Source organism: Ruegeria sp. CI1 (assembly GCF_056536925.1).
The window spans coordinates 157,601-180,248 of record NZ_JBQFQP010000003.1 but is presented as its reverse complement, the minus strand read 5'-3'; the positions used below and the strand labels follow the sequence as shown (position 1 = coordinate 180,248).

General features: G+C 60.4%; 23 protein-coding genes, 1 tRNA gene and 1 pseudogene. 8 read left to right on the top strand and 17 right to left on the bottom strand.

Annotated features, from left to right (window positions below):
- Window positions 1-14: 14 nt before the first annotated feature.
- Complete coding sequence (gene mnmC2 / locus ACR0LZ_RS04655) at window positions 15-680, bottom strand: tRNA (5-methylaminomethyl-2-thiouridine)(34)-methyltransferase MnmC2 (RefSeq protein ID WP_480748606.1); 666 nt, start codon at window positions 678-680, stop codon at window positions 15-17.
- A 55-nt stretch (window positions 681-735) separates the two neighbouring features.
- On the opposite strand from mnmC2, the gene ACR0LZ_RS04650 reads away from it, so the two are divergent.
- Both ACR0LZ_RS04650 and ACR0LZ_RS04645 read left to right on the top strand, forming a co-directional pair.
- Entirely contained in the window at window positions 736-1,770 is a 1,035-nt protein-coding gene (locus tag ACR0LZ_RS04650; RefSeq protein WP_480748605.1) for an NAD(P)/FAD-dependent oxidoreductase, read from the top strand.
- The gene (locus tag ACR0LZ_RS04645; protein ID WP_480748604.1) at window positions 1,767-2,246 is read left to right on the top strand and encodes a GNAT family N-acetyltransferase; all 480 of its coding nucleotides are present in this window, start codon (window positions 1,767-1,769) and stop codon (window positions 2,244-2,246) included. Before ACR0LZ_RS04650 ends, ACR0LZ_RS04645 begins: the two co-directional genes overlap by 4 nt.
- Before the next feature lie 4 nt (window positions 2,247-2,250).
- Here ACR0LZ_RS04645 and ACR0LZ_RS04640 read toward each other — a convergent pair whose 3' ends face one another.
- The 5 genes from ACR0LZ_RS04640 to ACR0LZ_RS04620 all read right to left on the bottom strand — a co-directional run bounded on the left by ACR0LZ_RS04640 (window position 2,251) and on the right by ACR0LZ_RS04620 (window position 5,939).
- Window positions 2,251-3,054, bottom strand: a complete 804-nt coding sequence (locus tag ACR0LZ_RS04640; protein WP_480748603.1) for an HTD2 family dehydratase — start codon at window positions 3,052-3,054, stop codon at window positions 2,251-2,253.
- Between the two features lie 36 nt (window positions 3,055-3,090).
- On the bottom strand, window positions 3,091-3,633 hold the full coding sequence (locus ACR0LZ_RS04635; protein WP_480748602.1) for an NADPH-dependent FMN reductase: 543 nt from the start codon (window positions 3,631-3,633) through the stop codon (window positions 3,091-3,093).
- Between the two features lie 141 nt (window positions 3,634-3,774).
- On the bottom strand, window positions 3,775-4,446 hold the full coding sequence (locus ACR0LZ_RS04630; RefSeq protein ID WP_480748601.1) for a YiaD family glycine zipper/OmpA-like lipoprotein: 672 nt from the start codon (window positions 4,444-4,446) through the stop codon (window positions 3,775-3,777).
- A 199-nt stretch (window positions 4,447-4,645) separates the two neighbouring features.
- Window positions 4,646-4,903 carry a hypothetical protein gene (locus ACR0LZ_RS04625; protein WP_480748600.1) on the bottom strand — a complete coding sequence of 86 codons (258 nt, stop codon included), beginning with the start codon at window positions 4,901-4,903 and terminating at the stop codon, window positions 4,646-4,648.
- A gap of 184 nt (window positions 4,904-5,087) precedes the next feature.
- Window positions 5,088-5,939, bottom strand: a complete 852-nt coding sequence (locus ACR0LZ_RS04620) for a bifunctional helix-turn-helix domain-containing protein/methylated-DNA--[protein]-cysteine S-methyltransferase (protein WP_480748599.1) — start codon at window positions 5,937-5,939, stop codon at window positions 5,088-5,090.
- A gap of 169 nt (window positions 5,940-6,108) precedes the next feature.
- On the opposite strand from ACR0LZ_RS04620, the gene nth reads away from it, so the two are divergent.
- Window positions 6,109-6,753, top strand: a complete 645-nt coding sequence (gene nth, locus ACR0LZ_RS04615; protein ID WP_480748598.1) for an endonuclease III — start codon at window positions 6,109-6,111, stop codon at window positions 6,751-6,753.
- Window positions 6,750-7,736: an adenosine kinase gene (locus tag ACR0LZ_RS04610; protein WP_480748597.1), complete on the top strand. Its 987-nt coding sequence runs from the start codon at window positions 6,750-6,752 to the stop codon at window positions 7,734-7,736. The genes nth and ACR0LZ_RS04610 overlap by 4 nt, the downstream gene beginning before the upstream one ends.
- A gap of 117 nt (window positions 7,737-7,853) precedes the next feature.
- Here the strand turns inward: ACR0LZ_RS04610 and ACR0LZ_RS04605 are convergent, their stop codons facing one another.
- The 4 genes and pseudogenes from ACR0LZ_RS04605 to ACR0LZ_RS04590 all read right to left on the bottom strand — a co-directional run bounded on the left by ACR0LZ_RS04605 (window position 7,854) and on the right by ACR0LZ_RS04590 (window position 13,133).
- The gene (locus ACR0LZ_RS04605; protein ID WP_480748596.1) at window positions 7,854-9,386 is read right to left on the bottom strand and encodes an amidohydrolase; all 1,533 of its coding nucleotides are present in this window, start codon (window positions 9,384-9,386) and stop codon (window positions 7,854-7,856) included.
- A gap of 256 nt (window positions 9,387-9,642) precedes the next feature.
- Window positions 9,643-9,831, bottom strand: a pseudogene (locus tag ACR0LZ_RS04600) (DUF4399 domain-containing protein); the annotation flags it as partial.
- Window positions 9,832-10,062: 231 nt separating this feature from the next.
- A complete protein-coding gene (locus ACR0LZ_RS04595; RefSeq protein ID WP_480748595.1) occupies window positions 10,063-10,869 on the bottom strand; it encodes an isocitrate lyase/PEP mutase family protein in 807 nt (268 codons plus the stop codon).
- 80 nt (window positions 10,870-10,949) lie between these two features.
- Entirely contained in the window at window positions 10,950-13,133 is a 2,184-nt protein-coding gene (locus ACR0LZ_RS04590) for a transglycosylase domain-containing protein (RefSeq protein WP_480748594.1), read from the bottom strand.
- Between the two features lie 255 nt (window positions 13,134-13,388).
- Here ACR0LZ_RS04590 and ACR0LZ_RS04585 point away from each other — a divergent pair, with 255 nt between their 5' ends.
- The 3 genes from ACR0LZ_RS04585 to ACR0LZ_RS04575 all read left to right on the top strand — a co-directional run bounded on the left by ACR0LZ_RS04585 (window position 13,389) and on the right by ACR0LZ_RS04575 (window position 15,541).
- Window positions 13,389-13,727, top strand: coding sequence for a P-II family nitrogen regulator (locus ACR0LZ_RS04585; RefSeq protein ID WP_480748593.1), 339 nt, complete (start codon window positions 13,389-13,391; stop codon window positions 13,725-13,727).
- A gap of 29 nt (window positions 13,728-13,756) precedes the next feature.
- Complete coding sequence (gene amt / locus ACR0LZ_RS04580; protein ID WP_480748592.1) at window positions 13,757-15,067, top strand: ammonium transporter; 1,311 nt, start codon at window positions 13,757-13,759, stop codon at window positions 15,065-15,067.
- 105 nt (window positions 15,068-15,172) lie between these two features.
- Complete coding sequence (locus tag ACR0LZ_RS04575) at window positions 15,173-15,541, top strand: hypothetical protein (RefSeq protein WP_480748591.1); 369 nt, start codon at window positions 15,173-15,175, stop codon at window positions 15,539-15,541.
- 23 nt (window positions 15,542-15,564) lie between these two features.
- Here ACR0LZ_RS04575 and ACR0LZ_RS04570 read toward each other — a convergent pair whose 3' ends face one another.
- The 4 genes from ACR0LZ_RS04570 to ACR0LZ_RS04555 form a co-directional block, all read right to left on the bottom strand.
- Window positions 15,565-16,749, bottom strand: coding sequence for an amino acid aminotransferase (locus tag ACR0LZ_RS04570; RefSeq protein WP_480748590.1), 1,185 nt, complete (start codon window positions 16,747-16,749; stop codon window positions 15,565-15,567).
- Window positions 16,749-17,603, bottom strand: a complete 855-nt coding sequence (gene sseA / locus ACR0LZ_RS04565; protein WP_480748589.1) for a 3-mercaptopyruvate sulfurtransferase — start codon at window positions 17,601-17,603, stop codon at window positions 16,749-16,751. Before sseA ends, ACR0LZ_RS04570 begins: the two co-directional genes overlap by 1 nt.
- 122 nt (window positions 17,604-17,725) lie before the next feature.
- Window positions 17,726-17,923, bottom strand: coding sequence for a hypothetical protein (locus ACR0LZ_RS04560; RefSeq protein ID WP_480748588.1), 198 nt, complete (start codon window positions 17,921-17,923; stop codon window positions 17,726-17,728).
- A gap of 66 nt (window positions 17,924-17,989) precedes the next feature.
- Complete coding sequence (locus ACR0LZ_RS04555) at window positions 17,990-18,919, bottom strand: LysR family transcriptional regulator (protein WP_480748587.1); 930 nt, start codon at window positions 18,917-18,919, stop codon at window positions 17,990-17,992.
- Here ACR0LZ_RS04555 and ACR0LZ_RS04550 point away from each other — a divergent pair.
- Entirely contained in the window at window positions 18,866-19,639 is a 774-nt protein-coding gene (locus ACR0LZ_RS04550; protein WP_480748586.1) for an FMN-dependent NADH-azoreductase, read from the top strand. The genes ACR0LZ_RS04555 and ACR0LZ_RS04550 overlap by 54 nt on opposite strands.
- Window positions 19,640-19,944: 305 nt before the next feature.
- On the opposite strand, the gene ACR0LZ_RS04545 is transcribed toward ACR0LZ_RS04550, so the two are convergent.
- From ACR0LZ_RS04545 to ACR0LZ_RS04535, 3 genes are all read right to left on the bottom strand, one after another.
- Window positions 19,945-20,020: transfer RNA gene (locus tag ACR0LZ_RS04545), tRNA-Val, on the bottom strand.
- A gap of 72 nt (window positions 20,021-20,092) precedes the next feature.
- Window positions 20,093-21,346: an aminotransferase class V-fold PLP-dependent enzyme gene (locus ACR0LZ_RS04540; RefSeq protein WP_480748585.1), complete on the bottom strand. Its 1,254-nt coding sequence runs from the start codon at window positions 21,344-21,346 to the stop codon at window positions 20,093-20,095.
- A gap of 109 nt (window positions 21,347-21,455) precedes the next feature.
- Window positions 21,456-22,646, bottom strand: a complete 1,191-nt coding sequence (locus tag ACR0LZ_RS04535) for a 4Fe-4S double cluster binding domain-containing protein (RefSeq protein WP_480748784.1) — start codon at window positions 22,644-22,646, stop codon at window positions 21,456-21,458.
- Window positions 22,647-22,648 lie beyond the last annotated feature (2 nt).

Genomic DNA, 22,648 nt, shown 5'->3' with positions numbered 1-22,648 from the left:
GTTGTTCTTTTGCGTCACGCTTTGATAGCCCGCGTCATGTGTCTTTTGCGGCCATAGCCGGGGATTCGTGTGACGGTAAACCCCGCCTCCTCCAGCCCCCGGCGGACAAAGCCCGCTGCGGTATAAGTAGCAGCCGTGCCACCGGTTGCTGTGTGGTTTGCGACATCGGCCAATAAATCCGCCTCCCACAATTCAGGGTTCTTGGCAGGGGAAAACCCGTCCAGAAACCATGCCTCGGCCTCGCCTGCCCAACCTCTTACGGTTTGCCGCGCATCGCCTTCGATCACTTCAAGCTGCAAGGTGCCAAGATCGCATGCGCCGCCTCGCCAATGGGCAAGAAACCGGCTGCTCCACTGGTCAAGTTCAGGAAAGGCTTGCAGCGCCTTTTCCATATCCGCCAAATCCATGGGAAACGCCTCGAAGCTGGTAAACTGAAGCCGGCCGGCCTGCCCCGCTTTTTCCCATTCCGACCAGACTGTCAGCATGTTCAGACCGGTGCCGAAGCCCAGTTCGGCAATCCGGAAGCCAGGTGTAAACCGCGCAGGCAGATCGTTGCCCGCCAGAAAGACATGCCGGGTTTCCTCCAGCCCGTTTTGCAGCGAGAAGTAGGGATCGTCGAACCGTTGGGACACGGGCACCGCGTCCCCTGTCCATGTCAATTTGGCGCGCTGGTCTGCCATCGTGATATCCTGTAGCAAGGCGGCGCGACACTGAACAAGGAACGGGGAATTGGCAATGGTCGATGTGACGGTTCGCGGCGCCGGTGTTTTCGGCCTCTCCATCGCGTGGACCTGCGCCCGACGCGGGGCAAAGGTGCAGGTGGTCGACCCTTTCGGTCCCGGCGCGGGATCAAGTGGCGGCCTTGTTGGCGCACTGGCGCCACATGTCCCCGAGAACTGGAACGCCAAGAAAGCCTTTCAATTCGAAAGCCTGATCATGGCGGAACCCTATTGGAAACAGGTTGAGTCGACGGGCGGCGTATCTGCCGGCTACGGTCGCCTTGGACGGCTTCAGCCGATTGCCGACGTTCGGTCTCTGGAGCTTGCCAGACAGCGTGAGATCTCCGCACGCGAGCTGTGGCAAGGACAGGCCGAGTGGCGGGTCGTGCCGGTGGCCAAGCTCGGATCATGGTGCCCACCCAGCGTCACTGGCCATGTCATTCACGATACGCTGAGCGCTCGGATGCACCCCAGGCGAGCGGGTGCGGCACTGGTGGCCGCACTTTCCGTGATGGGTGTCGAAGTCGTGGCTGATGCCCCTGATTCGGGTCGGGTGGTGCATGCAACTGGCGTTGCGGGGCTGGAAGAGTTAAACCGGGCCTATGGCAAGACTGTCGGCAACGGCGTCAAGGGGCAATCCGCGCTGCTCCGCTTCCATGCCGGTGAGGTGTCACAGATATTCGCGGATGCGATCCACATCGTGCCACATGCCGATGGAACACTGGCGATCGGCTCGACGTCGGAACGCGACTATGACGATCCGACCAGCACCGACAGCGCGCTGGACGACGTGATCGAACGCGCCATGCGGGCGGTGCCTGTCCTGCATGGGGCCGAGGTGATCGACCGCTGGGCCGGGGTCCGCCCTCGCAGCAAAAGCCGCGCGCCGATGTTGGGGCAACACCCGCTGCACAAGGGCCAGTTCATTGCCAATGGCGGGTTCAAGATCGGCTTTGGCATGGCCCCGAAAGTGGCCGAGGTGATGGCCGATCTGATCCTCGAGGATCAAAACAACATTCCCGATGACTTCCGACCCGAGGCGTCCTTGTGAGCGGAACTGACCAGAATCCGCGGCGAGTTGGACCGGATGACCCATCTATCCCGCAAATCCTGTCGCTGATCAGCGAATGCTTTGCTTTCATGGAAGGCCGGATCGATCCGCCATCCTCGGTGCACCGCCTGACCCAAGCGAGTATACGCCAGCAAGCCACCGAGGGTGAAATCTGGACCATCGGAAGACCCCCACATGCGGTCGTATTTCTGACGCCCAAGTCCGATCGGCTTTACCTCGGCAAACTGGCAGTGTCCGAAAACAAACGCGGTGCCGGACTGGCCCGGCAGTTGGTGACCCTGGCCGTGAGACGCGCGGTGGTGCACGGCCTGCCGACACTGGAACTGCAGACCCGGGTCGAACTGGTCGAAAACCACATCGCGTTCACGCGTCTCGGCTTTGTCAAAACCGGAGAGACCGCCCATCCCGGCTATTACAGCCCCACGTCGATCACCATGTGCAAGGTCGTTGGCTGACTGATCAGGTCTCGGCCGTCGCGCGCATACATTCGCGGCCATCCGGGCCGCGCACCCAAAGGTCGTCCCCGCTCCGGCACAGCTCTGCGCGCTCGAAATGCATCAGCGGCGAGGAGGCGCGAAAGGAAAAACCGGTCAGGGGGCCAATCAATTCTTCGGCCAACAACATAAGGTGCTGCGCCAGCAAGGGACCGTGCACCACCAGTCCCACATACCCTTCGACGTCGCGGGCATAGTCCAAATCGTAATGTATCCGGTGCCCATTGAAGGTCAGCGCAGAATACCTGAATAGCAGCGTGGAATCGAACCCGACCTCGCGCCTGTCGGTCTCGTCCCTGCGGGCCTCGGGCGGGTGTGGGCGCGGTGCATCCGGGTTCGGATCTTCGCGATAGACCAGATCCTGCCACTCGGTCAGGCGCAGGCTGTCCTGCTGCCAGATTTCATGCCTGAGCGTCACGAAAGCCAAGGGACCAGTACGACCTATCTTCGAGGTCGCGCTTTCCAGTACCGACCGCCGTTCCGCCGGGAGACCTGCACGAAGCGGGCTTGAAAACCGCAAGCGCCCGCCGGCCCACATCCTGCGCGGCAAGCCCATATCAGGGATCAGCCCGCCGCCAACTTTTGGATGCCCGTCACGGCCCAGGTATTCAGGCGGGCGCGGTGTCCAGAAATAAAGCTGGTGAAAGAACGGGGGCAAAGGCGATCCTGCACCGATCACAGGAACCCGCCCCAGTGCCACCTCGAACGCGGTAGCGCGGGCCGGGTCCATTACATCCCGTTGGATTTCCTGCGAAACATCCTGATCCATGCCGCCGACACTAACAGCCCCGCCGCTCCGGGCAAGTCAATGGCCAGCTTCGACCCGCAGTTTCTGCATCAGTATCTGCAAAGTCCTTGTATAGTGTTCGCTGGAGAGGCGTCCTGCTTCGTCGAACTCGGCGGAACTGTTCGCAAGATGCACCTCAGGTCCTTGCAGCATTCGGGTCTGAAACGGCACCATGAAGGCGCGCAGGATCATCTGGGCGCGTTCGCCTCCGGCCCGACCAGCCGCCGCCGACATCACCGCAACCGGCTTGTCGGCCCAGGGCTTGCCGTCAGTCCGGCTGACCCAGTCCAAGGCGTTCTTGAGAGCACCAGAGGGGCCTTTGTTATACTCTGGCGTCGAGATCACCACCGCATCGGCCTGCACGATCTGATCGGCCAGCTTTTGGACCGTATCGGGAATGCCGTCCGCCTTTTCGTCATCACCGTTGTAGAGTGGCAGGTTCAGATCCGCCTCGACGAATGTACACGGCCCGAACAGCCTTGCTGCCTCGCGCATGAGCTTGCGGTTCGTAGCCTCTTTCCGCAACGAGCCAGAGAGGCCAAGCAGGGTAAGTCTTGACATGATCGAAAGCCCTTTCGTTGGTTTTGCATTACCTAGCCACTGACGGCGATCAACCAAACCCCACCTGACGCGCAGTCAATGTGCGCAAGCAAGAAGGGCCGCCATTGGCAGCCCCCCATTTCAGATACTTTTTTCCGGACTTCACCCAGCGCGCGTCGGCACGATCACGATCTCAACGCGGCGGTTCTGCGCCTTGCCTTGCGGAGTGAGGTTCGACGCAATCGGGTTGTTTTCGCCCTGCCCTATGGGGGTGATCCGGTTATAGCTCACACCGCCGGCCTGCAGGATATCGGCAACGGAATTCGCCCGGCGCACGGAAAGTCCCTGGTTATAGGCCGCATCGCCATCGCTGTCGGTATGGCCGATGACCTGCACGTTCGACTTGGGGTAACGCACAAGGTTCTGCGCGACTTTCTGCAAGTCCGACCGCAAGGCCGGCCGCACGGTGGCGCTGTCGGTGTCAAAGGTGATGTCGTTGGGAACCGAGACGATCAGGCGGTCACCCGCATTCGTGATCGTGATCCCGTCATTTGCAAGCTGCTGACGCAGTTCGGCGGCTTGCCTGTCCAACTCGTTGCCGACCGCCCCACCGGCAGCGGCACCGATGGCAGCACCGGCCAATGCACCAAGGCCCGGATCGGAGTCGTTGGCAATCGCCCCGATCCCGGCGCCCAACAGGCCACCAATCAGAGCGCCCTGTTTTGTGTTCTGGTTCGGATCAGTCTGCGTGCTGCGGGTAAGCGGATCGGTACATGCGCTCAGGACCACCGCAGAACTCAGCGCGGTCGCAAGGACAAATCTGGAAATCGTCATGGAATCACCTTCTGCTCAAGACCCCAACTTCGGGATTGCGTTGTTTGCCGCAGTATATCACGGCCTGCAATCGCAAGCTCAAGCAACAATCGGGCGAGATCGGCGGTTCCTCGCCCAACCAATGGAAACTGCACGTTCACCCCCACAGCTCAACGAACGTGGGTGTTTTTTGTCTAGTAACCGTACCTATCCGAAGAAGTCAGGCTATGTCGTTCAATCCGTCGATAAACTCACAGGTCGCGTGCAGGTTGCCCTGTTCGATCACATTGGCCAGACCAACGCGCTCTTCTGGCCCGACACCGTCACCGCTGGGGTCCGATGCGTGCGCCCCCTGGTCAAAACCATCCTCGATGGCGTCACTCGTCAACTCGCCCCAGCTGCATCCCGGATGGGCCTCGGTGGCGAATTCGAATGGATCAAAATCCACGTTGTTCGGCAAATCTGGCTTGTTTGGCATGTGTATTTCTCCTCGTTGACCCTTTGGGGTTACCTCAACAAGAAAAGTAACATCCACATTCATCTTTTTCGCAACTCTTTAATAATATTGAGAGTCTTTTCGGCAACATTCCTCCGATCACCGAATTTTCGGTATCAGTCGCGGATTCCATAATCTTGGAAAACGCGATTGACGTTGGACATGTTCATGCGTCAGCGCGCGCGCCTTCATAGGCCAGCATTGCCCGTTTCACCGGCAGCCCCCAATGATATCCGCCCAATCCGCCGGATTTTCGCAAGGCCCGGTGACATGGGATCAACCAACTGATCGGGTTTCGTCCCACGGCGGTACCAACTGCACGGACGGCTTGTGGCACGCCAATGGAACCGGCGATTTCGGAATAGGTGGAGACATGCCCGGTCGGAATTTGCAGCAAAGCTTCCCAAACCTTGATCTGCAAAGGCGCACCGATCAGATAGAGCGGTGTCGGTTCCGCCCCTTCGCGTTCTGCGCCAAAGGCGCTTTGTACCCATGCTCGCAAGCGCGTGGGTTCCTCGACGAATTCGGCCTTTGGCCAGCGAGAAACCAGATCGTCCATCGCCGCCTCTTCACCCGTCTCGGCCGCAAAGCCTATACCGCAGATTCCCTTGCTTGTTCCCATCACCAATGCGGGGCCAAAGGGGCTTTCGAACCACCCCCAATAGATGCAGAGCCCCTCGCCTTTTCGCGCGTACTCGCCGGGGCTCATGGACTCCCACCGGAGGAAAAGATCATGTAACCGCCCGCTGCCCGAAAGGCCCACATTGTGCGCGGTTTCCAGGGTGGTGAACCGTTCGTGCAGCAAAGCCTTGGCGTGACCAAGTGTCAGGTACTGCTGATATCGCTTTGGCGATACCCCGGTCCAGCGCGAGAACAGGCGTTGGAAATGTGCGGGGCTCATGTTCATCTGACTTGCAAGTTCGTCAAGTGAAAGGGTTTCTCCGCCCTGATCAATCAGATCGATTGCCCGCCGCATGACGTTGTAGTGATAGCCGGATTCGGTGGTCTGGACATTCATCGCGCACCTCATTTCTTTTTCTTAACCTATCCCGCATTCCCACAGGCAGCGACCCGAATCGTGCGAAATGTACCTGTTCCCAGAGGGTAGTTGTCCGAATTGTACAAACCGCTGAACCGGTGCCTCTTTGCACTTGTGCGACCGAAGCGCGGACGGCATACCGGGCGGGATGGCAAAGCAACTCGATTATCACACGATCCACGAGATCTTTACCCGCTTCCATGCAGCCGACCCCGAACCCAAGGGCGAGCTGGAGCATGTGAACGCCTATACTCTTGTCGTCGCCGTGGCGCTGAGTGCGCAGGCCACCGATGCAGGTGTCAACAAGGCCACCCGCGCGCTGTTCCGGATCGCGGACACACCGCAAAAGATGCTGGATCTGGGCGAAGAGGGTCTGACCGAGCATATCAAGACCATCGGCCTGTTCCGCCAGAAAGCCAAGAACGTGATCAAGCTCAGCCGTATTCTGGTCGAGGAGTATGGCGGCGAGGTGCCCAATTCGCGTGCGGCGCTCCAATCGCTGCCGGGTGTGGGGCGCAAGACCGCCAATGTGGTGCTGAACATGTGGTGGCACTATCCGGCGCAGGCGGTCGATACCCACATCTTCCGGGTCGGCAACCGCAGCGGCATCTGCCCCGGCAAGGATGTGGATGCGGTCGAGCGCGCCATCGAGGACAACATCCCCGTCGACTTTCAGCAACACGCACATCACTGGCTGATCCTGCATGGCCGCTATCACTGCAAGGCGCGCAAGCCGATGTGCGGCACCTGCATCATCCGCGACCTGTGCCAATTCGAGGACAAGACCCTATGAAGACCTACGATATCGTCGGTATCGGCAATGCAGTTGTCGATGTCATCTCGCAATCCGATGACGTCTTTCTCGACCTGATGGGGATCGAGAAGGGCATCATGCAACTGATCGAGCAGGACCGGGGCGAGGTGCTGTATGCGGCGATGGAAAACCGGGTGCAGACGCCCGGCGGATCGGTGGCAAACACCATCGCCGGCGCCGGCGCGCTGGGGCTTGACGCGGCCTTCATCGGGCGCGTGCGCGACGATGCGCTGGGTCATTTCTATGCCGACGCCATGAATGAGGACGGCGTCGATTTCGTCAATCCGCCGGTGGCGGGCGATCTGGCGACCTCGCGGTCGATGATCTTTGTTTCACCCGACGGCGAGCGGTCGATGAACACCTATCTGGGCATCTCGACCACGTTAAGCTCGACCGATGTTCCGGAGCAGGTGACGGGCAACGCCAAGCTGATGTTCCTTGAAGGTTACCTGTTTGACCACGATGCCGGAAAATCGGCCTTTCGCGAGGCGGCGCGGGCCACCCGCGCGGCGGGCGGCAAGGCGGGAATTGCGATTTCCGATCCGTTCTGCGTCGACCGTCACCGCGCCGATTTCCTGTCGCTGATCCAGCATGACCTGGATTTCGTGATCGGCAACGAGGCCGAAATCCAGTCGCTGTTCGAAAGCGACCATCTGGACGACGCGCTGATGCTGACCTCGGGCATCTGCCCCCTGGTGGTGTGCACCCGTTCGGGCGACGGTGTGACGGTAATGGACGGCACCCAGCGCATCGACGTGCCGGTCGACAAGATTGTTCCAGTAGACGCAACCGGCGCCGGTGACCAGTTTGCAGCGGGTTTCCTGTACGGCATGGCCACGGGGCGCGATTTCGAGACCTGCGCCAGGATCGGCAACGTCTGCGCCCGCGAGGTCATCAGCCATATCGGGCCGAGACCAGAGGCGAATATGGTCGAGCTGTTGAAGGAAGAAGGCCTGCTTTGAGCCCAGAGCACCAGTTCGGTGCCTTGCCCTCATGAGCCGAAAATAGGTCTAAAGCCGCCTCTCTGATTGCGAAGGGCCCACCGCACCATAGGTCACCAAAAATCTCGCTCAGAATACTTATTTGCCTAGGACATCCAGCGCCAATACCGTGGCGAGCCGGGTGCCCCAAGGGATCGCGTCGAGATCGACCACATAATTGGGCTCGTGAGGAGCAAACGGGAACTCCAAGCCCTCTGCACGGGCCTTGGCGTAGACCTCCGGATTGGCCGTGCCGACAAAGATGTAAGCGCCGCTTGCACCCTCGATACCCTCGATCAGAAGAAACGCATCGTCCGAACCCGGAACTTGGACGCCAGCAACTGCATTTCCCTCGATCACCGGCTGGTTGCTGATCATCGCGTCCACGGCCTTCGCTTCGGACAGGACCTCCCCGATGCGATCCATCCACTCCCCGTCATTGAAGATGATCGGTGCATATCCCTTTTCCACGATGGTCGGCATCATGTTCTCGTCCGTAATGCCGTACGTCCGGGCGTTGTTGTTGGCGATCCGCTCGATGCCGGACACCATTACCTCGCGCAGCTCTGGTGTCGAGTAATGCAGCTTGAGCTTCAACTCGGCCTCCGTCGGGATGACGTTGTTGTCGATACCGGCTTGCACACTGCCGACCGTTAGCACAGCCGTTTCGGTCGGATCGGTCATGCGCGAAATGATTGTCTGGTACTGAAGAATGGACATTGCGGCCATGATGACCGGATCGGTGGCATGATGCGGTGACGATCCATGGCCACCGGATCCCCGGAAGGTGACGTCGATATGATCTGTTCCCGTGCTGATCCGGCCCTTAGTCAAGGCGATGGTGCCAAGCGGAAACGGCCCGGTGTGAAGAGCTAGAAAGTAATCTGGCTCAGGCACGCCATGGGTCTCGTAAAACCCGTCATCCCGCATGGCCTTGGCACCCTCCACGGGCTCCTCCGCCGGCTGCCCGACAAGAACCAGTGTCCCGGACCATTCGTTCTTCAACTCGGCCATGGTCTTGGCCAACCCAATCAGCCAGGTCGTGTGAGCATCATGGCCGCACATGTGGGCGACGTAGGTCTCGACGCCGTCGAGATTGGTGACGCGTTGCGTGCTGGCGTAGGGCAGGCCCGTCTCTTCGCGGACGGCATTGGCATCCATGTCGGCCCGAAACATGAAGGTGGGGCCGTCGCCGTTTTCCATGATCCCCACGACGCCGGTGACGCCGATGCCGGTCTTCACCTCGTAACCGAGCGCCTCCAGTTCGGCGGCGACGATCCCAGCGGTCCGGACTTCCATGAAACCAAGCTCGGCATGTTGGTGTATGTCCTTGAAGATGTCCTGCAAGCGCGTGGTATCTGCTTCGACAATCCGGTTGATTTCGGGAACCAAAGCGGCCCCCTTGCTTGATGTTTCGGCGACAGCGGCAAACGTCTGGAGGCCTGTCAAAAATGCGGCACCAAAGAGTACGCTGGCAAATCCACAACTAAACTTCGACAAAGTCATTCTCCCAACTTGATCAATTAACCCATGGGTTGCCAGCGAACGCAGATACTTACGGATCGTCTGGCTGGGTTCGCCAAAGAAATACACGACCACGATTTTCCAGCCCTGATCGAGATCAAGTCCCATTACAGGAGAGCAATCCCGACTTGTTTGCTCTTGTACGCAGCTAAAGAGCGTAAACTTGGCTATATGGGAATAGTAGTATCTACCGATCAGCCAACTGTCGAAAATGGAGGCGTAACCCGCCACACCTCTGGCGTAGGCTCTGTCCCGCACACCGGAACCTCACTCATCCATGTGCCGGAGAGGTCAGGGCAAAGCCCGGATGCGTTGTTTGGAACCGGGCATTCCCTGCGCCAGGGGAAGCTGGCGATTCTACCGGTTATTCGACCGTGATGGTGATGACCTCGGACATGATCGGGGTTGCGTGGGGGACGTGAGAGTGGTCGCCAAGCACCAGTTGCAGGGTGTGGTCTCCCGGTGGCAGGTCGATGGCCACCTGGGTTTGGCCGCCGCCGAAATGGCGGTGGTGATCATCAACCGGAAGGCCATAGGTCAGTTCCTCGGCCCCAACCTGCGCAGTCGCAAAATGGAGACTCGGACAACCGAAACCCGGATCGCTGTCAAAGCTTTCAACCGCATGACCCATCTCGGTCGCGCGACCTGTGAACGTGTCGCATAACGAACAGGGGAAAGGCGCAAATGCGGCCCAACCACTATTCGTGCAACACGGTCCATTCCAATCCGAAAAGCCCGAGACCCGGCGCGCCTGATGGTATGCGGAGTTTTCTCTGGATGCAGCTCAGCCGTTCAGCAGTGCATCGACCTCGGCCGTGTTCGCAGCGCCGTTGAGGATGGTGAAGTCGCCCTGTTCCAGCATGGCGCGGGTGCCGTCGAGGAGCACCTGCTGCGTGACCCGCGCCAATCCACCGCCGATGGAGATGCGGGCCGCGCCCAACGTGCCCATCTGGTCGAGCGTCAGATCACGCATCGTGCCCGCGGCCAACAGGTTAACCGGCGTTCCGGTGGCGGCCATAGCGCGGGTGGTGTCGGCATCGACCAGCGGTGCATAGATCACATCGGCGCCCGCGCGGGCGAAAGCCTGACAGCGGCGCAGGGCCTCGGCCTGATCATAGCTTTTGCAAAGCCAGCCATCGGCACGGGCGGTCAGCACGATGCCAACCTCTCGTGCTGCTGCAACTGCCGCCTCGATCCGGGCCAACGCCAGGTCGAACGGATAAGAGCCGGACCCCGGCAGCGCGGTATCCTCGATCGAGACACCGGCCAGCCCAGCCTCGGCGGCCAGCCGCACGGTTTCGGCCACGGTTTCCGGAGTATCGCCGAATCCATTCTCGAAATCGCCATTCACCGGCACATCGACGGCTGCACAGACGGCGGCGGCGTGTTGCAGGGCCATGTCGCGTGTCATCTGCCCCCCATCGGTCAGGCCCAGTGTGAACCCATACCCCGAAGATGTCGTGGCCAGAGCTTGCGCCCCCAGCCGCGCCATCACCTTGGCAGAACCCAGATCCCAGGGGTTCGGCATCACCAATGGCTGGCCCGGCACATGCAGGGCACGAAAGCGTTCCGTCAACTCGTTGCGGCGCATGACTTGGCCCTCCTCTGGGTCGTTTCGGCCAGACGAGCTTGCCTTTGGCCGCACTGTCAATCAAGCGCGGTTTGCGCCGCTCAGTTTCTGCCGAACAGATCCTTGAAGAAATTGTCAACCGCGTTTCCGATCGTGTTGTTCCGCCGCTTCTGCTGCTTGGGCTGTTCGGTGCGGGTGGGTTGCTTGGGGACCATCATCGGCAGCGGGGACGGTGTCATGCCTTCGGTCACGCGCACCATGGTTTCGTGCCAGATCTCGGCAGGCAGGCCGCCGCCAGTGGTGCCGGACAGGGGCGTGTTGTCGTCATAGCCCATCCAGACGCCGGTCACGTAATCCGCGGTGAAGCCGATGAACCAGGCATCGCGGGCGGCCTGTGTTGTGCCCGTCTTGCCCGCCACCTGCCAGCCGGGCAGCGCCGCCCGTTTGCCCGATCCTTCGGAAACGACCTTTTCCATCATCCAGATCAACTGGCGCGCGGCATCCTCGCGGATGACCCGCTCGCCGATACCCGAGGTGGTGGCCATCATCGGTTGGTCGTCGCCAATAAGCTTGAGTTCGGTCAGCCCGTAAGGTTCGACCGAGGAACCACCGTTCAAGATGCCCGCATAGGCCCCCACCATTTCGATCAGGGTGCTTTCCGACGCACCCAAAGCCAGCGCAGGGCCAGCGGCCAGATCGCTTTCGATGCCGAACTCGCTGGCGACGCGCCGGACGTTGTCAAGCCCGGCGACCTCGGCCACCTTGACGGCGGGGACGTTCAGCGAGTCCTTGAGCGCAGCGGCCAGCGTCACCCGCCCGTAATGCTTGTTGGTGTAGTTCTTGGGGCACCATTGGCCCGAACCGGGAATGTCAATGCAATAGGGTTCATCCATCACGGTATCGAGCGGTGAATAGCCCAGTTCCAGAGCCGTGGCGTAAACGAAGGGCTTGAAGGACGATCCGGTCTGGCGCAGCGCCTGCGTGGCGCGGTTGAAGGCGCCCGAGACCTTGGTCTTGCGTCCGCCGACCATCGCCCGAACAGCACCGTCCGAGGACATGACCACAATCGCCGCCTGTGCCTTGGACCCTTCCTTGATCTTTTCCTGGAAGACGAATTTGAGCGCCTCTTCGGCCGAGGTTTGAATGCGCTGGTCCAGCGTGGTCTTGATCACCACATCCTCGGTCGTGTTGCGGGTGAAATATTCGGGACCGCTGGCCATGACCCAATCGGCGAAATACCCGCCTGCACGCGCCTCGGCGGCATCGGAAAGTTCCGCCGGGTTGTCGCGCGCCCAGTCCGCCTCGGTACCGGAGAGATAGCCCTGATCCTCCATCAGGCTGATGACCAGCCGGGCGCGGTTCTGGGACCGTTCCAGATCGTTGGTCGGCGCATAGCGGGTCGGCGCGACCAGAAGTCCGGCCAGCATCGCCGCTTCGGCGGGGCTGACCTCGGCGGCGGATATGCCGAAATAGCGCTGGCTTGCCGCCTCGAACCCGCGCGCACCCGCACCAAGGAAGGCCCGGTTGAGGTAGATGGTCAGGATTTCATCCTTGGTATACTTGACCTCCATTGCCATGGCATAGATGGCTTCTTTCATTTTTCGCCACAGCGACCCCTGGCGGCAGTCGGCCTCATAGGCGGCCTCCGACTCCCACTCGGCGGGAACATACGGAACGCCAAGACACAACAGCTTGGCCGTTTGTTGGGTGATCGTCGAACCGCCATGCCCCGACAGCGGACCTCGCCCTTCGCTGAGGTTGATGCGCACCGCACTTGCCACGCCACGCGGGCTGACGCCGATGTGGCGGTAGAACCGCTTGTCCTCGGTAGCGACAACCGCGTTCTTGAGGTGCGGCGAAACCGTATTGGCGGTGACAACCCCGCCGAACTGATCGCCGCGCCAGGCATAAACATTGCCGTCACGATCCAGCATGGTGACCGACCCGCGCGCACGGCCGTCAAGCACGGTGTCGGCCTCGGGCAACGTCGTGTAGACAAGACCAACCGCGAGGGCGACAAGCAGGGCCACGATGGCTCCGACACGCCAGGTAATCCCCCAGATCAGGCGGAACATCCAACGGAACAGCCGCTGGAACAGCCCGATGATGCCGCCGCGCGTTTTCCTGGGCGTCCGGCGCGTGGTCTTGCGCGACGCCTTTCGGGCCGCGGCCTTTTTCGGCGCCGCCTTCTTTGCAGTCGATTTCGACGGCGCCTTTTTCTTACCCCCGGACGGGTATCGCTTGTCGGCCACCAATGTCGGCCTGCGGCGCTTGGAGTCAGTCATGCTCAAATCTGCCCGATCTTTGCTTTTGCCGGACAATACCCTGCCCAGCCGCCCATGTAGAGGTGCGAATTTCCTTAAATTTCCTTCATCTTTGCGCCGCTTTTTTCATCACAAGTGTCGTTTTGTGCAAAAATTGTGCGATATCTCGCGGTTTTGGTTCCGCCACACGCCCCAATTCCGTTCCCCGCCGACGATTCAGCAGTTTTTCTGCAGGTGCGAAATGCCGGGTGGGCCGGCGCTATCAAGGGGAAAGACGTGAAACTGATCATTGCGACAATCAAGCCATTCAAGCTGGAAGAGGTGCGCGAAGCCCTCACCGGCGTGGGTGTGCGCGGCATGATGGTGACCGAGATCAAAGGCTTTGGCTCACAATCCGGACACACCGAAATCTATCGGGGCGCGGAATACGCCGTGAACTTCGTGCCCAAGATCAAGCTGGAAATCGTGGTGCCGGCAGAAATGGTTGAACAGATCGTAACCACGATCTCGTCCACCGCCAAGACCGGCAAGATCGGTGACGGAAAGATTTTCGTACTGGACGTCGAACAGGCGATGCGCGTGCGCACCGGCGAAATCGACGCGGACGCGCTGTAAGCGCGGCAACCCCCTTTGAGGACTTCAAAATGAACGTGATCAAGACTTTAATCCCGGCAGTTGCCGTCGCCGCATTGCCACAAACGGGACTGGCGCAAGAGGCCGCCTCGGGCGAGGCCGCCGCGCAAACGCAATTCATCCTGAATTCACTGCTGTTTCTGGTCGGCGGGTTTCTGGTGTTCTGGATGGCCGCGGGTTTCGCCATGCTCGAAGCCGGGCTGGTACGGTCAAAGAACGTGACCATGCAGCTGACCAAGAACATCGCGCTGTTTTCGCTGGCGGCGATCATGTTCTGGCTGGTCGGCTATAACATCATGTATCCGGGCGACAGCAACTGGATCATCGAGGGCGTGTTTGGCACGATCGCCCCCAAGGACATCAAGACCGACATCGACGCGGGCGGGTATTCCAACGCCTCGGATTTCTTCTTTCAGCTGATGTTCTGCGCCACCACCGCCTCGATCGTGTCCGGGACGATGGCCGAGCGGGTCAAGCTGTGGCCATTCCTGCTGTTTGTCGTGGTGCTCACTGGTATCATCTATCCGATCGAGGCCTCGTGGCAGTGGGGCGGCGGCTGGCTGAGCCAAATGGGTTTTTCCGATTTCGCCGGCTCGACGCTGGTTCACGCGGCGGGCGGGTTCGCCGCCTTGGCAGGCGCGCTGGTGCTGGGGCCGCGCATCGGCAAGTACAACAAGGATGGCAAGGTGGTGCCGATGCCCGGCTCGAACCTGGCGCTGGCGACGTTGGGCACCTTCATCCTGTGGCTGGGCTGGTTCGGTTTCAACGGCGGTTCGCAATTGGCGATGGGTACGCTTGAGGACGCCGACGCGGTGGCGCAGATCTTTGCCAACACCAACATGGCCGCTGCTGCCGGTGCGGTTGCAACGCTGATCCTGACGCAGGTTATGTTCGGCAAGGTCGACCTGACGATGACCCTGAACGGCGCGCTGGCCGGGCTGGTGTCGATCACCGCCGAGCCACTGGCGCCCACGCTGTTCCAGTCGCTGATCATCGGCGGCGTCGGCGGTGTGATTGTGGTCTTTGCCGTTCCGATGCTGGACCGGGCCAGGATAGACGACGTGGTGGGCGCAATTCCGGTTCACCTGATTGCAGGCTTCTGGGGCACTTTCATTGTGGCCTGGACCAATGGCGATGCGTCCTTTGCCAAACAGATCATCGGCTTTGGTGCCATCGGCCTGTTTGTCTTTGTCGTCAGCTATGCGTTGTTCACGATCCTGAAGATGACCGTAGGCCTGCGTGTGGGTGAAGAAGAAGAGATCAACGGACTCGACATGGCGGAACTGGGGATGGAGGCCTATCCGGAGTTTTCCAAGGGTTGACCTGATAGGCTTTTGCACAAACGCCCCGGACCCAACCGGGGCGTTTTGCGTTGCGGGCTTTGATCGCCTAGGCTTGGTGTCAACGCGGATGAACCGGAGGGCCTGATGGCGACAGCACCGGACACACTGGTCGGCACCAGTCTCGAATGGACTGGCGTTCATCATTCGGGCACCGGCGATTTTGCCGATCTGTCCACGCATACGGTCAGTTATGAGACAGAGACGACCTGTTATGTGACGGCGGCCGGCAAGCTGGTTGGCGAGGCGCGATATACCTACAGGCGGCTCGATGACCGGATGGGGATCTGCATTTATCGCCCGGCGGAATATCAGGGCCGGACGGATGTCATCCTGAACGCAATGTTCGATTTTGGCGAGATGAAGGACCGCGCGGTCCTGACGGCAGGAGGCGAACCGTTCGCGGTTGCCGATGGCGGCATGCGGTTTGTAAAGACACCACCGCGCCCCGATTGACCGAGGCGCGGCGACTGACCGGGTCAGACCCCGACGTCAACGATGGCTTTTGCCAGAATTGGCACGGTCGTCGCGTTCAGCCCGGCAATGTTCAGACGGCTGTCACCGACCATGTAGATGCCATGCTCGACCCGCATCTTCTCGACCAGTTCGGGCGCGGCGCCGAGGCGCGAGAACATGCCACGGTGCTGGGCGATGAAACCGAAGCGGTCAGAGCCGGTCAGGCGTTGCAATTCATCAGCCAGTTGCCGACGCAGGTCCAGCATCGACAGGCGCACCTCTTCCAGTTCGGCCGCCCAGTCGGCGCGCAATGCGTCGTCCTGCAGGATTGTGGATACCACCCGCGCGCCATGATCCGGCGGGAAGGAATAGTTCTGGCGGTTCAGGAAGGCCAGCGTGCCCTGATTGAGCGCGGTCTGACCGGCATCGGCGCTGATCGCCATCAACAGGCCGGTACGCTCGCGATAGACGCCGAAATTCTTGGAGCACGACGCCGCGATCAGGCATTCCTTGACCGAAGATGCCACAAGACGCGTTGCCTTGCCGTCTTCCTCCAAACCGTCGCCAAATCCCTGATAGGCGATGTCGATCATGGCGATGAGGCCACGCTCGTTGATGAGGTTCACCACCTCTTGCCACTGCACAAGGTTCAGGTTGGCGCCGGTCGGGTTGTGGCAGCAACCGTGCAGCAGAACCACATCACCCGCACTGGCGGTTTTCAGGTCGTCCATCATGCCGTCGAAATCGACGCCCCGGGTATCGTTGTCGAAATAGCGGTACTGGACCGTTTCGATGCCCAGATAGTTCAGGATCGACAGGTGGTTCGGCCAAGTGGGGTTCGACACGAACACGCGTGCCGAAGGGTTGGCCATGCGGACCATCTCGAACGCCTGACGGCAGGCCCCGGTTCCGCCTGGTGTCGCCACCGCCGCCACGTTGGCACGCGGCACCGCGCCGCCCAAAACCAGTCCGATCATTGCATCCGAAAACGCCGGGTCGCCCGCAAGCCCGGTATAGGCCTTGGTTTCCTGCTGTTCCCAGATACGCTGTTCGGCTGCTTTGACCGCACGCATGACGGGGGTGACACCATCGGCATTCTTGTAGACGCCCACGCCCAGATCAATTTTGTCATCGCGCGGGTCGTCACGATACATCTGCATCAGCATGAGGATCTTGTCGGCGGGCTGCGCCTTGAGATTTTCGAACATCAGTTCTCTCCGGTTGCGACGGGCAGGGTCGGGAAGGCACCCCATTCAGCCCAGGAGCCGTCATAAAGCGAGTGATCTTTCTTGCCCATGCGCTCGAGCGCGAGGCTGAGAATGGCGGCGGTAACACCTGAGCCGCAGGTGGTGATCGCCGGTTTCGACAGGTCCACCCCGGCGGCTTCGAACACCGCGCGGCAGTCATCGGGCGATTTCATCGTGGCATCCTTGTTCAGCAAGTTGCCGAACGGCACATTGCGCGAGCCGGGAATGTGGCCCGACCGCAACCCTTCGCGCGGCTCGGCCTCGGATCCGGAAAAGCGGCCTGCCGAGCGGGCGTCGATGATTTCGTGATCGCGCAGCTTGGCGGCGGCCGAGACCTGTGTCACATCGCGCACCAGATGGTTCTGCACCCGGACGGTCATGTGCCGGTCACGGATGACGGGGGGCAGATCCTCGATCTCGTGGCCCTCGGCCTGCCACTTGGGCAAGCCGCCATCAAGCACGGCGATGTTGTCCTGCCCCATCAGCCGGAACAACCACCAGACCCGCGCCGCCGACATCAGGCCGGCACCATCATAAACCACCACCTGATGGCCGTCGCCCACGCCCATCGCCCGCAGGCGCGACATGAATTTCTCGACCGGCGGCACCATGTGCGGCAGATCAGAGCGGTGATCGGCGATATCGTCGATATCGAAGAACCGCGCGCCGGGAATGTGGGCGGCGTCATATTCCGCCTTGGCGTCGCGCCCCTGCTGCGGCAGGTACCAGGACCCGTCGAGTATCCGCAAATCCGGGTCTTTCAAATGTGCGGCCAGCCAGCCGGTGGAGACAAGAGTTTTCGGATCGTCCTGCATCTAAGCCCCTCCTATGCGCGCAGGAATTTTCCTATACGGGCGGGCGCAAGGGTTCAAGGCAGGATAACGATGGTGGCGCAACCGTCGCCCGAATCTGCGCGGTTTTCGGGTCTCGGGACCGCTCACGGCACTGTCGGCGATTCCGGTTTCGCCGCCAGTACCGCGATCTGTTTCCAAGTGGCCGACGACAGCCGTTTGGGCAGGCCGCGAATTATGGCGTTGCCGCTCCGTTCGGTCAGCGCATCTTCGACCAAGGAAACCGAAATGGTGTCATTCGAAACATCAAACCCAACCAAAACCACAGATTTGCCCTGCGTCATTCACCTCCCAAACAGGGAGGCTGTAAAACGCCCTCCATACAGAGGCCAACTTGAGGGGCACGTTGGTCAAACGGTGCCCAGTAATCTATGCGCCTGGTCTCCGTCTGTACCTTCCAGAGTGACGCGGTGACGAGAGAGGAATGCATAGATCTGATCGAGCACCGCGCGAATACGAACTGCGTTTCTTACATCCGGGTGAACCAGTACCCACAAGTCGGTTTCCAACTCCTTGATCCTGGGGCTGACCTGTACCAGATCCTCGACTTTGTCACCCATGAAGCATGCTAAAATTCCGCGTCCTCCCCCTAACCGGATGTAGTGGAGAACCGATTGGATTGAATTGACCCTCAGGTGCACCGTTTTGTCGAAGTTGTGGCGGCGCATCCAGTTTTCCTGCGGCAAGTGGGACAGGCTGTTGTCTATGCCAATCCAGTCCAGACCATCAAAACGCTTCGTTGTGCCTTGCGCCACTGCGAGATCCCGGTGCAGGTACACTGCAAACCCGATTTTTCCCATTTTGCGGCCTACGAGCGTTTCTGGTGGAGCGTTTGTGGGGCGAATGGTAATGTCAGCATCCCGGCTGCCCAGATTATACATCTGGTTTGAAACCGTAATCTCTAGATCAATGAGTGGAAAAGCCCTGCGCAACTGCAGGAACATCGGCGCCAGAAAGCTAAAGTGCAGCGTATCGGTGGTTGTTATGCGGACTGTGCCTTCGAGGTGCGGCTCTTGCCCATATATCTGCCGGTCGATTGCCGCAACCCGACTGGCGATATCGTCTGCGAGACGGATCAAAGCGTTCCCGTGTTCGGTCGGTACATAGCCGCTTGGTGTCTTTTCCAGCAAGTCGACAGCCCATAGCTGTTTCATGCGCTGGATACGACGCAAGACCGTCGGATGGCTCAAACCAAGAGACCGGGCTGCTCCTGACAGGCTGCCTGTTTGAGCGACCGCTCTGAGGAATCTCAAATCGTCCCAATTCATCTGTTCAAACATGTACACCTCCTGGCCAAATTTTTCGAATACTGCCCCATTTCTGAACAATTTACAGTTCTTCCAGAATACACCTGCGAAGCGAAGGACTTATTCATGACAAAGATTCTGTACGTCGAAGCCTCTCCCCGCAAACAGCGGTCTCACTCGATTGCGGTTGCCAAGGCATTCATCGAAAAGTGGCATACCCAGAATCCTGGGGGTGAAATTGACACTTTGGACCTGTGGCACGGAAATCTGCCCGAATTCGGGGCTGATGCGATTTCTGCCAAGCATCACAGTCAGACTGACGGCAAGATGAGCAATTCTGAGGCCGCAGCATGGAAGGCTGTCACAGAACTGGCCGCTCGTGTTCAGACAGCTGATATCATTGTCTTTAGTTCACCGATGTGGAATTTCATGGTTCCTTATCGGCTGAAGCAGTTCATGGACGTGATTACCCAACCTGGTATCGCCTTTGAAGTGACTGAAGATGGCCAGTTTCTTGGACTGCTTACCGGAAAGAAAGCCATCGTCCTGCGTGCTTGTGGGGGCGATTATGCAATCGGCACCCCTGCCGCCGCTTTTGATTTCTTTCGTCCGTATTTTGATGGCTGGCTCGGCTTTGTCGGCATCACGGATGTCGAGTGGCTGGACGTCGCGCCAACAGAGGGCAGCCCGGCAACTGCGGCAGCTGCACGAAATGAAGCCATTCACAGAGCTGGGCAGTTGGTACAGGCGTGAGTTCGGCGCAATCGCTGACAGGACCTGTCCCGCTTGAAGCCGCTTTCTGTCAGGCGAGGAAAGGTGCGCCAGCCAGAGGCGGCGCGCCTGCCTCAAGGATCAGGTAATACCGCCCAAGCAGGGGTACTTCGGCTCCGGATCACGATCCAGGCTGAATTTTGATCCTTCGCGTCCCAAACTCGATTGCCTGAAACCGCCGAAGGGGCCACATCGGTTGAGATCAGGTTGGTATTGGCTCGGATCATTCCGGTTGATAAGTCCAGAGGCTCTAGGCGCTTAGGTCCTTGATACATTGTGGGTTGGGATGGTGGGTGATGAGAGACTCGAACTCCCGACATCTTCGGTGTAAACGAAGCGCTCTACCAACTGAGCTAATCACCCGTGAGGGGGGATGTAGCCAAGAGGGACGGCGCGTGCAAGAGGGGTTGGAGAAATTCTTGCGCGATCCCGGCCCTAGTCCCGGATGTTCTTGAGTACCGCCAGCAACTGCGCCACCTCGTGTTCGGTGTTGTAATGGCACAGCGAGATGCGGATGCAGTCGCTGAGGCCCAGCGGGGTCAGCACGTTGCCGCTGTAATGGTCGGCCTTGCGGATATGGGTGCGAATCCCTTGTTCGTTCAGCTGCGTGACCACGTCGGCCGAGGGCACATCCTCGACCACGATCGAAACCAGCCCCTCGCGCGCCGGGTTGTCCGCCCCTGCCAGGATGTGGATGTGATCCATGTCGCGCAGGCCGGGAAGATTTCCGGTGCCGTTGATCATCGCATTGGTCAGGTGGGTTTCATAGGCGTGGATGGCGCGACCCGCCGCCTCGATCCGGGCGCGGCGATCGGTCTGGTCCGACACCTCTCCGCCCAGCCAGTCGAAATAGGCCACCACGTCGGACATGGTGGCGTATGACCCGGTATCGCGAGTGCCGAATTCCCACCCCGTTGCGGGCGCGTCGATCAGCATGTCATGGGGCAGCGCCGTCAGCCGGTCAGATATCCACGCCACGCCGTAGCCATGGCGCGAGAACATCTTGTAGGGCGAGATCGCGTAGCCGTCGACGCCATAGCTGTCGATATCAAGCTGGCCGTGGGCCGCGTGCTGGATGCCATCGACGACGATCAGGCAATCGGGCGCGACATCGCGGATCGCGGAGGCTATGGCAGCGACGTCCATGCCCATGCCGGTCACGGGCGAGGCATGCACGATGGTGGCGACCGAGACATCGGGTGTCAGGTGTGCGAGGTACTGATCCGCCGTGACCATGCCGGTGTCATCGTCATGCTGCACGTTCACATAGTCCAGCCCGGCAATATCCGCCCAGCGCCGCGCGGCACTGCGGCTGGCGGGGTGTTCGATGGAGCTGCCAATCACCTTGCTGCCTTTGGGCGCATTCACGCAGGCGGTGCGGATCATGCGAAACAGCAGCTCGGTACCGCTTTCGCCGACAAAGAACTGCCCGGACGAGGCATTCATCAGGGTCGCCATGTCCGACTTGGCCCGGTTGATGATGTCGACCAGCGCGTGGCTGGCCACGTTGTCCCGGCCCTGATTGTCGGGGATGGCCGCGAATTTCGCCGTGGTTTCAACCACCGAGTTCAGCGTCAGCGCGCCGCCCGCGTTCTCGAAAAAGATGCGCGGCCCTTGGAACGGGCAGGCATCCACATGCGCAAATCGCGCGCGAACGGCTTCGATCAGACCCGGTTTTTCGTGCAGCATGATGTGTTGATCCTGTTTTCAGATGCGCCGACCATCGGCTGTGCCGTAGTTGCACTCAATGATATTTGCGACACGGGTTTGTATCCCCGCGCCATTTCGGTGCTACCTGTCACCGCCCCCCCCACCAGTCCCTGGGTTTCAGCCGATCTGCCCGGTTGCTGCGTTTGTCCAGCCACAAGGCAAGCTTGCGAAAGCGTGACATGGCCAGCCGCAACCACCAGCGGTTGCGCTTTTGACCGAAATCGCGATTGAACGGGCAGACCCGCATGCAGATGGCGCAATCGGATTGCAATTTGGCCCAATACCCGAAACACGCCCTGGCATCAGAGGTCCACTTGCGCACGCCCTGAATGGCCGATCTGTCATCGGTCGCGCTGACGTTTCTGGGCCCATAGGGCAGCGCCTTGACAGGGCAGGCATCGGCGCATTGGGTGCAGATGTTGCAGAACGCTTCGATCCCCTGCGGCCTTGGCGCGTCATGCGACAGGGGCAGGTTGGTGAAGATCTTTGAAAACCGCAGCCGGGGGCCGAAATCCGGCGTGATGACCATCTGGTTGCGGGCGTATTCGCCCAACCCCGCCTTGACCGCATAGGGAATGACCAGCCCGGTGTCGTTCATCGAGGCGACCGCTTCGTACCCCATGTTGCGGATATAGGCCGCAAGCTGGATCACGATCGCCGCCTCGTGCGAGTATTCCCGGCCTGTCGCCGCCCCGGCAAGCGCCGATGGATAGGTGGCGACCAGGTCCCGGTCCATCTGATGGCCCAGGACGATCACGCTGGTCAACCCTTCGGGCAAGGTGTTCTCGGCCTCGGAGAAATCGCGCACATCGACCCGCGACGAATATAGCCAGCGCTCATCCATATCGGTGATGCCCGCCAGATCGGCGCCGAAAAACCGCGCGATCCGTTTGATTTCGGCGCTCATCTGCGCCGGATCGTCAATTTCGATCTGCGCTTCGGCCACCGGAGTGTCATAGGCGATCGGGGCCTGAAATCCCTCGCGGCGGCCGTCCTCGGCGCTGCGGTTGCTGATGATATCCGAGACCAGCCAGCTTGCGTTGCGCAGCGCGAAATCCTTTTGCCGAAATCCGTCACCCTTGCGATAGGCGGCCTTCATCCGATAGCTGGCAAAGAACTCGTCCGTCTGCTTGCTGCGCACGGTATCGTCCCAGAAAGCGCGGGTGAACATGTCGTTGATCTGCGAAAACGGCTCGAACGCGTCCGTGGTCTCGATCCCCGCCGCTGCGTCGCTTTCGCCATACCGCTCGCGCCATTCCCGGCGTTTTTCGTCGTCAATTC

Bases quoted from the DNA above. Each gene is read 5' to 3' on its own strand.
- ACR0LZ_RS04640 (WP_480748603.1), bottom strand. From the start codon at position 3,054: ATGGATCAGGATGTTTCGCAGGAAATCCAACGGGATGTAATGGACCCG.
- ACR0LZ_RS04635 (WP_480748602.1), bottom strand. From the start codon at position 3,633: ATGTCAAGACTTACCCTGCTTGGCCTCTCTGGCTCGTTGCGGAAAGAG.
- ACR0LZ_RS04605 (WP_480748596.1), bottom strand. From the start codon at position 9,386: ATGGGACTTGATCTCGATCAGGGCTGGAAAATCGTGGTCGTGTATTTC.
- ACR0LZ_RS04590 (WP_480748594.1), bottom strand. From the start codon at position 13,133: ATGACTGACTCCAAGCGCCGCAGGCCGACATTGGTGGCCGACAAGCGA.
- ACR0LZ_RS04575 (WP_480748591.1), top strand. From the start codon at position 15,173: ATGGCGACAGCACCGGACACACTGGTCGGCACCAGTCTCGAATGGACT.
- ACR0LZ_RS04540 (WP_480748585.1), bottom strand. From the start codon at position 21,346: ATGCTGCACGAAAAACCGGGTCTGATCGAAGCCGTTCGCGCGCGATTT.
- sseA (WP_480748589.1), bottom strand. From the start codon at position 17,603: ATGCAGGACGATCCGAAAACTCTTGTCTCCACCGGCTGGCTGGCCGCA.
- mnmC2 (WP_480748606.1), bottom strand. From the start codon at position 680: ATGGCAGACCAGCGCGCCAAATTGACATGGACAGGGGACGCGGTGCCC.
- ACR0LZ_RS04560 (WP_480748588.1), bottom strand. From the start codon at position 17,923: ATGACGCAGGGCAAATCTGTGGTTTTGGTTGGGTTTGATGTTTCGAAT.
- nth (WP_480748598.1), top strand. From the start codon at position 6,109: ATGGCAAAGCAACTCGATTATCACACGATCCACGAGATCTTTACCCGC.
- ACR0LZ_RS04625 (WP_480748600.1), bottom strand. From the start codon at position 4,903: ATGCCAAACAAGCCAGATTTGCCGAACAACGTGGATTTTGATCCATTC.
- ACR0LZ_RS04595 (WP_480748595.1), bottom strand. From the start codon at position 10,869: ATGCGCCGCAACGAGTTGACGGAACGCTTTCGTGCCCTGCATGTGCCG.
- ACR0LZ_RS04630 (WP_480748601.1), bottom strand. From the start codon at position 4,446: ATGACGATTTCCAGATTTGTCCTTGCGACCGCGCTGAGTTCTGCGGTG.
- ACR0LZ_RS04650 (WP_480748605.1), top strand. From the start codon at position 736: ATGGTCGATGTGACGGTTCGCGGCGCCGGTGTTTTCGGCCTCTCCATC.
- ACR0LZ_RS04570 (WP_480748590.1), bottom strand. From the start codon at position 16,749: ATGTTCGAAAATCTCAAGGCGCAGCCCGCCGACAAGATCCTCATGCTG.
- ACR0LZ_RS04610 (WP_480748597.1), top strand. From the start codon at position 6,750: ATGAAGACCTACGATATCGTCGGTATCGGCAATGCAGTTGTCGATGTC.
- amt (WP_480748592.1), top strand. From the start codon at position 13,757: ATGAACGTGATCAAGACTTTAATCCCGGCAGTTGCCGTCGCCGCATTG.
- ACR0LZ_RS04620 (WP_480748599.1), bottom strand. From the start codon at position 5,939: ATGAATGTCCAGACCACCGAATCCGGCTATCACTACAACGTCATGCGG.
- ACR0LZ_RS04555 (WP_480748587.1), bottom strand. From the start codon at position 18,919: ATGTTTGAACAGATGAATTGGGACGATTTGAGATTCCTCAGAGCGGTC.